Source organism: Leifsonia aquatica H1aii, from assembly GCF_000633535.1.
GTDB lineage: Bacteria > Actinomycetota > Actinomycetes > Actinomycetales > Microbacteriaceae > Leifsonia > Leifsonia aquatica_A.
Window position 1 is genome coordinate 13682 of record NZ_AYMR01000020.1, and the last position, 11113, is coordinate 24794.

The window sequence follows — 11113 nt, forward strand, 5'->3', positions numbered from 1 at the left end:
TGTCGCCCCCCGCGACCGGACTGGAGGAGAAATGTCCGAGAAGTGCACCTGCATTCCACCCCATTCCAGGGGGAGTGCGAGGCCAAGTCAAACCACCGGGCCGGATTTGGGGCATACTGACATCTGGGTCAACCGTCCCACTTTCTCGCGCATCGGCGCGAGAGACATCCCGAGGAGACTCCGATGACGCGCATTCCACCCGCAGCTCGTCGCACCGCCCTCATCCAGGCCGCCTTCCGGATCGTCGCCCGCGACGGCGTCTCCGCCGCCACCACCCGGCGCATCGTCGCCGAGGCGGGAATGCCGCTGGCGAGCTTCCACTATGTGTTCTCGTCGCGGGACGAGCTGATGGCCGAGCTGGTCGACAGCGCGGTGGCCGGGGAGCAGTCCGACCTCGCTCCCGCCTTCGACCCGCCTCCCACGGACCTGCGCGGCGCGATCCGCAGCGGGCTCGAGCACTACTTCGAGGGCGTGCGCGCCGACCCGGACCGGGAGAAGGCGATGTTCGAGCTGACCCAGTGGGCGCTGCGGGAGCCCGGCTTCGCGCCGCTCGCACAGCGGCAGTACGAGCGCTACTACGAGGTCGCCGAACGCGCCGCCGCCGACGCCGCCCGGTTGACCGGCAGCACCTGGAGCCTGTCACTGCCCGAGGTCGCCCGGCTGCTGGTCACCCTGACCGACGGCCTCACCGTCGCGTGGCTCGCCACGCGCGACGACCGCGCCGCCGCCGCGACCATCGACTTCGCCGCCGAGGCCCTCGCCGCGCTCGCGGCGCCCGCGTCACCCTCCCCCTCCCTCCTCCCGAACGCAGGTGCCCGATGACCGACACGACATCCACCCCGGCGGTCTTCGCCGAACCCACCCGCCGCATCCCCGGGCGCTGGATCGCGTTCTTCGCGATCGCCTGGCTCGGAGTGTGGATGGCGCAGCTCGCGCCGATCCAGAAGCTGCTGCCCGATCAGGTGCAGACGCAGCTGCACACCACCTACTGGGTCGACAACGTCGTCGTCTTCGGGGTGATCTCGGGCATCTCGGGGGTGTGCGCGATCATCGCCTATCCGCTGACCGGAGCCCTCTCCGATCGCACGACCAGCCGGTTCGGCCGGAGGCGCCCCTGGATCGCCGCCGGGGCCGTGCTCTTCGCCGCCTCCCTGCTCCTGCTCGGGCTGCAGACCACGATCGTCGGCATCGGCGTCTTCTGGTCGCTCGCCCTCACCGGCTTCTGCGTGCTGACCGCGGCGCTCACGGCGACGATCAGCGACCAGGTGCCGGTCGCGCAGCGCGGCTACGTCTCGGGCTGGATCAGCGCACCGCAGGCCATCGGCATCATCCTCGGCGTCTCGCTCGTGACCTACGTGTTCGTGGGCGCCGTCGTCGGCTACGCCGCCATGGCCGTGCTGCTGCTCGTCCTGGTCCTGCCGTTCCTCTTCCTGCCGGACGCGGTGCTGCCGAAGGAGCTGCGGCAGCCGATGACGGCTCGCAGTCTCATCGAGGGCCTCTGGATCAGCCCGCGCGAGCACCCCGACTTCGGCTGGACGCTGCTGAGCCGCATCCTGGTCAACTTCGGCAACGCGTTCGGGACGTCGCTGCTGCTCTACTTCCTGGAGTTCGGACTGAAGGATCCGGACGCCGACGACGACCTGCTCATCCTGATCCTGATCTACATGGTGTTCGTCATCATCGCCTCGCTCGTCTTCGGCCGGCTCTCGGACAAGCTGGGCCGCCGCAAGGCGTTCGTCTTCCTGTCCTCGGCGATCCAGGGGGTCGCCGCGCTGCTGCTGGCCTTCGTCCCGGAGCTCACCGCCGCCATGATCGCGGCCGGCCTCCTCGGTCTCGGATACGGCTGCTTCCTCTCCGTCGACCAGGCGCTCGCCACCCAGGTGCTGCCGGATCCGGAGAGCCGCGGCAAAGACCTCGGCATCATGAACATCGCGACCGCCGTTCCGCAGGCCATGGCGCCGCTGCTGGGCGCGGGCATCGTCGCCGCACTCGGCGGGTTCATGGGCCTCTTCCTCCTGTCCGGATTGTTCGCGTTCGCGGGTGCTCTCGCGGTCGCCCGAGTGAAAGCCGTGCGTTGATGGATCTCACCAGCCCGCCCACCCCCGCCCAGCGGACGTGGACCACGCCCGACGTGTTCTGGCCGTCCCTCTCCGCTGCGACGACCCGTCTCGACCCGGCGCTGGCGGTGCTGCACCTTCCGGCGCTGCGGCACAACACGCACGACATGCTGCGTCGCGCGGGCGGCAAGCCCATCCGTGTCGCGTCCAAGTCGGTCCGGGTGCGTTCGGTGCTCGACGCGGTGCTGGCACTGCCGGGCTACGCGGGCGTGCTGGCGTACACCCTCCCGGAGGCGCTCTGGCTCGCCGAGGGCGACGCCGAGCACCCGCCGATCGAGGACGTGGTCGTCGGCTACCCGACCGCCGATCGCGGCGCCATCGCCCGGCTCGCGCAGTCGCCCGAGCTCGCCGCACGGGTCACGCTGATGGTCGACTCGATCGCCCACCTCGATCTCATCGACGCCGTCGTCCCGCCCACCCGGCGCGAGAGCATCCGGCTCTGCCTCGAACTCGACTCCTCCTGGGACGCCCCCGTGCTCGGCCACATCGGCGTCTTCCGTTCGCCGCTGCACACCGTCGAGCAGGTGCGCGCGGTCGCCGAGGAGATCCTGCGCCGGCCCGGCTTCGAGCTGGTCGGGATGATGGGCTACGAAGCGCAGATCGCGGGCCAGGGCGACAACCCGGCCGGGCGACCGGCCTGGGGCGCCACGCTGCGCTGGATGCAGAAGAACTCCCAGGAGGAGCTGATCGCCCGCCGCGGTGAGGCCGTCGCCGCGGTGCGCGCGCTGACCGACCTCGAATTCGTCAACGGCGGCGGGACGGGCTCGCTCGAGTTCACCTCCAGCGATGACGCCGTCACCGAGATCGCCGCGGGCAGCGGGCTGTTCGGCGGGCACCTCTTCGACACGTACCGCGGGTTCCGGCCGGCGCCGGCGGCCTCCTTCGCCCTCTCGGTGGTGCGTCGTCCCACCCCCGAGATCGCCACGCTGCTCGGCGGCGGCTGGATCGCCTCGGGCCCGCCCGGGGTCGACCGGATGCCGAAGGTGGTCTGGCCGACCGGCCTGTCCATGGTGGACCGGGAGATGGCGGGCGAAGTCCAGACGCCGTTGACCGGAGCCGCGGCGAGCGTGCTGCGCATCGGCGACCGGGTCTGGCTGCGGCACACCAAGTCCGGTGAGCTGAGCGAGCACGTCGACGTCTTCCACCTGGTGGACGTCGTCGACGGCCGTGCCACCGTCGTCGGGGAGGCACTCAGCTACCGCGGCGAAGGACAGGTGTTCCTGTGACGGCGGTCGACGCGCGAACGGGCGTCTGGCGCAACTGGGGCCGCAGCGAGTCCATCCGCCCCCAGCGCATCGAGCGGCCGGCGACCGCGGAGGCGGTCCAGCGCGCCGTGGCGGCCGCCGCGAAGCAGGGGATGCGAGTCAAGGCGATCGGCGCGGGACACAGCTTCACGGCGATCTCGGCCGCACCCGGTGTGCTGCTCGACCTGGAGGACGTCACCGGCATCCTCGACGTCGACCTCGAGCGCGCCCGGGTCACCCTCGCCGCGGGCACGCACCTGCACCGGCTCCCCGCCCTCCTGCGCCCGCACGGGCTCGCGCTGCAGAACATGGGCGACATCGACCGGCAGACCATCGCCGGCGCCACCTCCACCGGCACGCACGGCACCGGCGGTGGATTCGGCGGTCTCGCCACCCAGATCGTGGCGCTGACGCTCGTCACCGGCGAGGGGGAGCTGCTGCGGATCAGCGAGACCGAGAGCGCCGACCTGCTGCCCGCCGCCCGGCTGGGGCTGGGAGCGCTGGGCGTCATCGTCGACGTCACCCTCCAGTGCGTCCCGGCGTTCCTGCTGCAGGCCGTCGAACGTCCCGAGCCGTTGCAGGACGTCCTCGACGCCTATCTGACACGATCGGCGGCCGAGGACCACTTCGAGTTCTACTGGTTCCCGCACACCGAGACCGCGCTCACCAAGACGAACACGCGCCTGCCGCTCACCGAGAAGCGCGCTCCGCTGCCGCCGATGGGTCGATGGCTCGACGACGAGCTGCTGGCGAACGGGCTGTACCGCGGGGTGTGCGCGCTCGGGACCGTCGTACCCGCGATCGTCCCGCCGTTCAGCCGCCTCGCCCAGAAGCTGACCGGCAACCGCGACTTCACCGACCACTCGCCGCGGGTCTACGTCACCAACCGCACCGTGCGGTTCCGTGAGATGGAGTACGCCCTCCCGCGCACGGCCGTCCCGCAGGCGCTGGCCGAGGTGAAGGCCCTGATCGAGGAGCGCGGCTGGCGCATCTCGTTCCCGATCGAGGTGCGCTCGGCCGCCGCCGACGACAACTGGCTCTCGACCGCCTACGGCCGCGAGACCGGGTACATCGCCGTGCACCGGTACTACCGGGAGGATCCGAGCGCCTACTTCCACGCCGTCGAGCAGATCATGATGGCGCACGGCGGTCGCCCGCACTGGGGCAAGATGCACTATCGCGACGCGGACTCCCTGCGCACGGTCTACCCGCGCTTCGACGACTTCATCGCGGTGCGCGATCGCCTCGACCCGCAGCGGCGCTTCGAGAACACCTACCTTCGGCGGGTGCTGGGCGAGTAGGCCTCAGGCGGAGGGGCCCCGGCCGGCAGGATGCGGCGCGAACGCGTACGCGTCGACGAGCAGCCAGCGCCGGCCGGTGTCGTCGCGCTCCCGGCGCAGCCGGAGCTCCAGGTTCTGCGGGGAGGGGACGGGGCGTCCCGCTTGCAGACGGCGCACGTCCACGCCCGGGTGTCCCGCCCGGGTGAGTGCGTCGGACAGGTCGTTGCGCTGCTCCGCCTGGGAGTGCCACACCGCGACGAAGAGCCACAGGAAGACGAACAGCAGCACGAGGATCCCGACCAGGCCGAACAGCAACGCGACCCCCCATCCGCCGTACGACGCGGGCAGGAGCAGGATGAGGATCGCGACCAGTCCGGCGATCATCACTCCGGCGACGACCAAGGCCGCCGTCTTCCACGCCCGGATGGCACCGCCGTGGGCGTCCACGATCGCCACGCCGCTCGTCGCCGGCTGGAACATGCTCCGTCTCCCCTCGGTCGGGTGAGCGTCCTCGGTCGCGCGGGGGCGGGAACGCCCGTCGGCGACGACCGGTTCGAACGCTGCGGTCGGTGCCCGATGAGAGCCCCCTGCCGTCGAGTCCGGGATGGCCTCGACGCTCACGCCGTCCACCCTAGCCCGGCCGCCGCGCCCCGCCCATCCGTGCCCGCACGGGCGTGCCGGCGGGCTATCGACGGGCTCAGGGCGTCCGGCGCTGCAGGGTGAGGGCGCCCAGCACCACCGCGCCGACCGCGTAGGCGCCGATGATGAGCAGCTCGCCGCCGACGTAGGCCGCATCGTGCGAGTCCGTCGCCACCGCGTTGAGAGCATCGATCGCGTGGGAGAGGGGGAGCCAGTCGCTGATCGCGTGCAGCACGTCCGGGAGCTGGTCTCGCGGCAGGAAGATCCCGCCGAGCAGGATCTGCGGGAACACGATGACGGGCATGAACTGGACCACCTGGAACTCGGTGCGGGCGAACGCGCTCACGAACAGCCCGAGGGTGGTGCCGAGCACCGCGTCGCAGACCGCCACCGCCAGCAGGATCCACACGTTCCCGGCGATGCCGAGTCCGCAGACCCAGACGGCGAACCCGACGGCGACGCACGACTGCACGATCGCCAGCACGGCGAACGCGAGCGTGTAGCCGAGGATGAAGTCCGCCTTGCCGAGCGGAAGGGAGAGCAGCCGCTCGAGCGTGCCCGTCCGCCGCTCCCGCAGCGTGGTGATGCTGGTGACGAGGAACATCACGATGAACGGGAACAGCGCGAGCATCGCCGGACCGATGGTCTGGAAGACCCGCGTGTCGGTGAAGATCCACGCGACGAGCCCGGTCAGCAGAGCCGGGACGAGGACGAGGAGGGCGACGGTGCGGGGGTCGTGCCGGATCTGCGTGAGCACGCGTCCGGCGGTCGCGACGGTGCGGGTGGCGTTCATCGCTCGTCCCCCTCCGGGAGCTGGTGGCGCGGATGCCGCCGGCGCAGCAGGGCGAGGAACGCCCCCTCCGCGTCGGCAGCCCCCGTCTCCGCGAGCAGTTCGTCGGGCGTGCTGTCGGCGATGATCGCGCCCTCCCGCATCAGCAGCAGCCGGTCGCACCGGGTGGCCTCGTCCATCACATGGCTGGAGACGAGGAGGCTCGTCCCGCCCGCGGCGAGCCGGTGGAACAGCTCCCAGAGATCCGCGCGCAGCAGCGGGTCGAGCCCGACGGTCGGCTCGTCCAGGACGAGGACGTCGGGGGAGCCGAGCAACGCGGCGGCGAGGGAGACCCTGCTGCGCTGACCGCCCGAGAGCGTCGAGACCAGTTGAGCGGTGTTCGCTCCGAGGTCGGTGGAGGCGATCGCCCGTTCCACGTCGTCGGGGGATGCGCCGAGCACGCGCCGGAAGTACTGGAGGTTCTGCGCGACCGTCAGGTCGTCGTAGACGCTGGCCGCCTGCGTGACATAGCCGACACGATGCCGCAGCGCCGCCGAACCCGCCGTCTGCCCGAGCACCGTCACGGTGCCGCCCGCGATCCGTTGCACGCCGACGATCGACCGCATGAGCGTGGTCTTGCCGCATCCGCTGGGGCCGAGGAGCCCGACCACCTGGCCGCGCGGCACGCTGATCGACAGCCCGTCGAGCACCGTGCTGCGGCCGCGCCGCACCCGCAGTCCGTCGACCACGATCGCGTCCGACGAAATATTCATCATGTGGTGAATTATTCGCCTCGGGACTCTCCCGGTCAAGAGAGCGGACGTGATATCCCGACGATCACTCCATCGGCGTGCCGAACAGATGCCACTGCAGCACAGGCCCCACCCGCCGCGCGAGATCGTCCGCGGGCGTCACCGCCACCGGGTCCAGCTTCAGCACGTAGCGGGTCATGATCAGTCCGACGATCTGGGAGGCCGCGAGGTCGGCGCGCAGGTCGGCGTCGTCGGCGTCGGGGTTGAGGGCGGCCAGTCGCGTGAACACCTCGCGGGCGAGGAACTCCCGCACCATGCGCGTGCCCGGTCCGCTGCCGAGCGCGGTGCGGAGAACCACCACCATGCGGCCCGCCGCCGGGCCGTCGTCGAGCTGCTCGCAGAGATGCCGGACGAGCCGGACGCCGATCTCCTCGCGCGGCGCGCTGAGCACGACGTCCAGCAGGCGATCGGGACGCAGCGGAGCCTCCAGCGCGGCGGCGAACAGGTCCGCCTTCCCGTCGAAGTAGTGGTGCACCAGGGCCGAGTCGACGCCCGCCCGCCGGGCGACCGCGCGCAGGGAGGCGGCCTCGTAGCCGCGCTCCACGAACTCCTCGGCCGCGGCGCGCACGATCGCGTCGCGCGCCGACGTCGCGCCGCGCGCTTTGCGCGGCCGTCCCCGACCGCGCCGCTCGACCACCTCGCTCACGCGTCCATTGTGCACCCCGGCGTGCGTCGCCCCTCCGCGGACTCCGAACCGGCCGTCACCTAGCTTTGAGAGTCATGGGAAGGCGGTGGGAGGCCGCGGCACCGCCGTTAGGATGATGCTGCGCCCGAAACGTCCGCGCCCCACGCAAGGAGTACCCCACAATGGAATGGCTCATTCCGGTCATCATCGTCGTCGTGATCGTCGCGATCATCGGAATCTACCTGTGGGCAACGTACAACTCGCTCGTCACCCTCAAGGTGCGCGTGGACGAGGCGTGGAGCGACATCACGGTGCAGCTCAAGCGGCGTGCCGACCTGATCCCGAACCTGATCGAGACGGTCAAGGGCTACGCGGCGCACGAGAAGGGCGTCTTCGAGGCGGTCACCCAGGCGCGTGCCGAGACGCTGTCTGCCCAGGGGCCGGCGGACGCGTCTGTGGCCGAGGGCCACATGCAGTCCGCCCTGAAGAGCATCTTCGCGGTCGCCGAGGCGTACCCGCAGCTGCAGGCGAGCCAGAACTTCCTCCGGCTGCAGGCCGACCTGGTCGACACCGAGGACAAGATCCAGGCGTCGCGCCGGTTCTACAACGGCGGTGTGCGCGAGTTCAACACGAAGATCAAGGTTTTCCCGAACAACCTCTTCGCCCGTCGTCTGGGCTTCAGCGAGCGCGACTTCTTCGAGGTGGAGAACCTCGCCGCGATCGCCGAACCTCCGCGCGTCCAGTTCTAGGGCCTCGATGTACAGGGCGATCGCCAGGAACAAGCGCAACACGATCTTCATCATCCTGCTGTTCCTGATCATCATCGGTGCGCTCGGCTGGCTGGCGGCGTACCTCTACAACAGCTGGACCATCTTCGCCGTGGTCGTCATCGGCGCGGTCCTGTTCTCGGTCTTCCAGTACTACATGGCGAGCAGCCAGGCGCTGAGCATGTCCGGTGCCGTGCCGATCACCAAGGCCGACAACCCGCGCCTCTGGAACGTGGTCGAGAACCTGTCGATCACGACCGGGACGCCGATGCCCGCGGTCTACATCGTCAACGACCCGGCGCCGAACGCCTTCGCCACCGGGCGCGACCCGCAGCACGCGTCCGTCGCTGCGACCACCGGGCTGCTGGACATCATGAACGACGCCGAGCTGGAGGGCGTCATGGCGCACGAGCTCGGGCACGTGCGCAACTACGACATCCGTCTCTCCATGATCGTCTTCGGCCTGACCGTCGCGATCGGTCTCGTCGCCGACATCTTCATGCGGATGGCGTTCTTCGGCGCGATCGGCGGCAACAACCGCGGCGGCAACAACAACAACGGCGGCGGGGGAGGCGGCAACCCGGTCATCCTGGTCTTCGGCCTGATCGCCGCGATCGTCGCGCCTCTGCTGGCGACCCTCATCCAGCTCGCCGTGTCGCGGCAGCGCGAGTACCTCGCCGATGCGACGGGAGCGATGACCACCCGGCACCCGGACGCCCTCGCGAGCGCCCTGCTGAAGCTGGAGACCCACGCGCAGCCGATGCGCAAGCAGAACACCTCGATGGCGCACCTCTGGATCGCCGAGCCGCTCAAGCCGAGCCTGATGAGCCGCCTGTTCAGCACCCACCCCCCGATCCCCGAGCGCGTCGAGCGCCTCGAGAAGATGGGCGCCGGCTTCTAAGACGCGCAGATGTGGACCACATCGCTGGAATGAGTGAGCCAAAACGCACTTGTGGTCCACATCGCCGGGTTCTACAACGAGGTTGACCGGACTCCGCGGGCGCTGACGAGCGCCTCGAGTCGGGCGAGCCGCTCCTCGGGTGAGCCGACGAGCTCGGCGATGTGCGCGCGCGTCCCGACGAGGTCGGGGTCGTCGACGAGTTCCAGGAGGACGTCGTTCATCGCGGTCCTCAGCTCGGGGTCCTCATCGTCGCCGACGTCGATCGGATCCGCTGCGGTCAGCGGCAGCAGGACGAGCAGGTCGACGTGCTGCATCGCTGCGGCGGTGATCTCTGCGGAGCGTTCGAGGAGTGCGGGCGCGCTGGAGACGCCCGTCGTCTCGCCGAGGGCGATCAGATAGGCGAGGAAGTCGAGGGGGCCGCGCTCGGCGATGACATCGCCCGCGTCGTGTCCGGGGTCGAGTCGATCCGCCGCGAGCCGGAGTTGCGCGGCGAACAGCGCGGGGGAGGGACTGCCCCAGGCTTCGTCGACGAGCTCGAACGGGTCGGGAAGCACGGTGTAGTCCGGGTGCCGGAGGGCGAAGTCGGAGAGGAGGGTGCTCTTGCCGCTGGCGTGGGTCCCGGAGACGACGATGCGCATGGCGTCACCCTAGCGGCGGTCGGCGACACGGGGCGTCACGCGCTCAGCGGAGTCTCGCCAGCTCGGCACGGAGCGCCGGCACGAGGTCGCCGCGCGCGACGGGCGAGACCTCCACTCCGCCGAGTCCCTGCCAGGCGGCGGTCTCTGCCAGGAGCGGGCCGAGCCGTTCCGCGGTCGCCGTCGGCGCGCCCGGCTCCGTCCACGCGGACTGCACGCGCAGCACGCCGGCCTGACGGTCGCTCTTGAGGTCGATCCGGCCGACCACGGCGTCGTCGAGCAGGATCGGCAGCGAGTAGTAGCCGTAGATCCGCTGAGGGGCTGGGGTGTAGATCTCGATCCGGTAGTGGAAGTCGAACATCCGCAGCCCTCGATCCCGGAACCACACGACGGGGTCGAACGGGGAGAGCAGCGCGGCGCCCTCGATGCGGCGCGGGCGCCGGGCGTCCCGGTGCATCCACGCCGCGGCGGGCCGGCCGGCCGATTCCCAGCCGGGGACGCGGACCGGGATGAGCTCGCCCGCCTCCTCCAGGTCGCGGATGGCCGCCGTCGCCGGTGCGACCTTGATGCGGTAGTAGTCGGCGAAGTCCTTGGCCGTGCCGATGCCGTGAGCGACCGCCGAGCGGCGGATCAGCTCGCGCACCGAGTCCTCCGTGGAGACGCTGCGCTCGAGAATGCTCGCGTCCAGGACGTCCTCCACCAGGGCGTACCGGCGCTGGAACCGCGTGCGCCCGGCGATCGCGACCTCGCCGAAGAGGAACAGGTACTCGAGGGCGCGCTTGACCGCCGACCACCCCCACCACGGGCCGGTGCGGGTGTTGGCGTCGTGCTCGATCTCGCTCGCCGCGAGCGGACCGTTCGCGGCCAGCTCCCGACGCAGCCACTCGACGGTCTCGCGGTTGGCCTCGAACCAGCTGTCGGCGGCGCCGTAGCGGCGGCGGTACGCCTCCATCCGCCACCGGAACAGCGGCCAGTCCTCCTTGCGCAGGAACGCGGCCTCGTGCGCCCAGTACTCCGTGTGCGGTCCGCGGGCGTCGAACGTCAGCCGATCGAGCAGCGAGCGGTCGTACGCGCCCAGCCGGGCGAAGGCGGGCAGGTAGTGGCTGCGCTCGAACACGTTGACGGAGTCGATCTGCAGCAGATGGAGCCGGTCGACCAGCGCGTTGAGCTGCCGGGTGCCGACCACGGCGGGTCGCGGGCGCCCGAAGCCCTGCGCGGCCAACCCGATCCGGCGGGCGAGCGCGGGGGAGACGGATTCGGCGGAGAGCCGTTCAGCGGGAACCAGTGCGACCACGGGTCGACCCTACCGAGTACGGCCGACACC

General features: G+C 70.9%; 12 protein-coding genes. 6 read left to right on the forward strand and 6 right to left on the reverse strand.

The window, feature by feature from the left end; genetic code table 11:
* Nucleotides 1–183 precede the first annotated feature (183 nt).
* The 4 genes from U870_RS0117485 to U870_RS0117500 are packed head-to-tail and all read left to right on the forward strand — an operon-like array spanning nucleotide 184 to nucleotide 4662.
* Nucleotides 184–822 carry a TetR/AcrR family transcriptional regulator gene (locus U870_RS0117485; RefSeq protein WP_025158666.1) on the forward strand — a complete coding sequence of 213 codons (639 nt, stop codon included), beginning with the start codon at nucleotides 184–186 and terminating at the stop codon, nucleotides 820–822.
* On the forward strand, nucleotides 819–2078 hold the full coding sequence (locus U870_RS0117490) for an MFS transporter (RefSeq protein WP_025158667.1): 1260 nt from the start codon (nucleotides 819–821) through the stop codon (nucleotides 2076–2078). The genes U870_RS0117485 and U870_RS0117490 overlap by 4 nt, the downstream gene beginning before the upstream one ends.
* Nucleotides 2078–3343 (forward strand): amino acid deaminase/aldolase, encoded by a 1266-nt coding sequence (locus U870_RS0117495; protein WP_025158668.1) that lies wholly within the window; start codon nucleotides 2078–2080, stop codon nucleotides 3341–3343. Before U870_RS0117490 ends, U870_RS0117495 begins: the two co-directional genes overlap by 1 nt.
* Nucleotides 3340–4662: a D-arabinono-1,4-lactone oxidase gene (locus tag U870_RS0117500; RefSeq protein ID WP_025158669.1), complete on the forward strand. Its 1323-nt coding sequence runs from the start codon at nucleotides 3340–3342 to the stop codon at nucleotides 4660–4662. The genes U870_RS0117495 and U870_RS0117500 overlap by 4 nt, the downstream gene beginning before the upstream one ends.
* A 3-nt stretch (nucleotides 4663–4665) precedes the next feature.
* Here the strand turns inward: U870_RS0117500 and U870_RS0117505 are convergent, their stop codons facing one another.
* From U870_RS0117505 to U870_RS0117520, 4 genes are all read right to left on the reverse strand, one after another.
* Nucleotides 4666–5262, reverse strand: a complete 597-nt coding sequence (locus U870_RS0117505; protein WP_162819178.1) for a hypothetical protein — start codon at nucleotides 5260–5262, stop codon at nucleotides 4666–4668.
* Between the two features lie 76 nt (nucleotides 5263–5338).
* A complete protein-coding gene (locus U870_RS0117510; protein WP_025158671.1) occupies nucleotides 5339–6073 on the reverse strand; it encodes an ABC transporter permease in 735 nt (244 codons plus the stop codon).
* Entirely contained in the window at nucleotides 6070–6825 is a 756-nt protein-coding gene (locus U870_RS0117515) for an ABC transporter ATP-binding protein (RefSeq protein ID WP_052357803.1), read from the reverse strand. Before U870_RS0117515 ends, U870_RS0117510 begins: the two co-directional genes overlap by 4 nt.
* Nucleotides 6826–6886: 61 nt before the next feature.
* Complete coding sequence (locus U870_RS0117520; RefSeq protein WP_025158673.1) at nucleotides 6887–7507, reverse strand: TetR family transcriptional regulator; 621 nt, start codon at nucleotides 7505–7507, stop codon at nucleotides 6887–6889.
* A gap of 161 nt (nucleotides 7508–7668) precedes the next feature.
* On the opposite strand from U870_RS0117520, the gene U870_RS0117525 reads away from it, so the two are divergent.
* Both U870_RS0117525 and U870_RS0117530 read left to right on the forward strand, forming a co-directional pair.
* Entirely contained in the window at nucleotides 7669–8235 is a 567-nt protein-coding gene (locus U870_RS0117525; RefSeq protein ID WP_025158674.1) for a LemA family protein, read from the forward strand.
* Nucleotides 8236–8242: 7 nt separating this feature from the next.
* The gene (locus U870_RS0117530; protein ID WP_025158675.1) at nucleotides 8243–9154 is read left to right on the forward strand and encodes a M48 family metalloprotease; all 912 of its coding nucleotides are present in this window, start codon (nucleotides 8243–8245) and stop codon (nucleotides 9152–9154) included.
* Nucleotides 9155–9225: 71 nt separating this feature from the next.
* On the opposite strand, the gene U870_RS0117535 is transcribed toward U870_RS0117530, so the two are convergent.
* The gene (locus U870_RS0117535; protein WP_025158676.1) at nucleotides 9226–9792 is read right to left on the reverse strand and encodes an AAA family ATPase; all 567 of its coding nucleotides are present in this window, start codon (nucleotides 9790–9792) and stop codon (nucleotides 9226–9228) included.
* 43 nt (nucleotides 9793–9835) lie between these two features.
* Nucleotides 9836–11074: a winged helix-turn-helix domain-containing protein gene (locus U870_RS0117540; RefSeq protein ID WP_029947789.1), complete on the reverse strand. Its 1239-nt coding sequence runs from the start codon at nucleotides 11072–11074 to the stop codon at nucleotides 9836–9838.
* Nucleotides 11075–11113 lie beyond the last annotated feature (39 nt).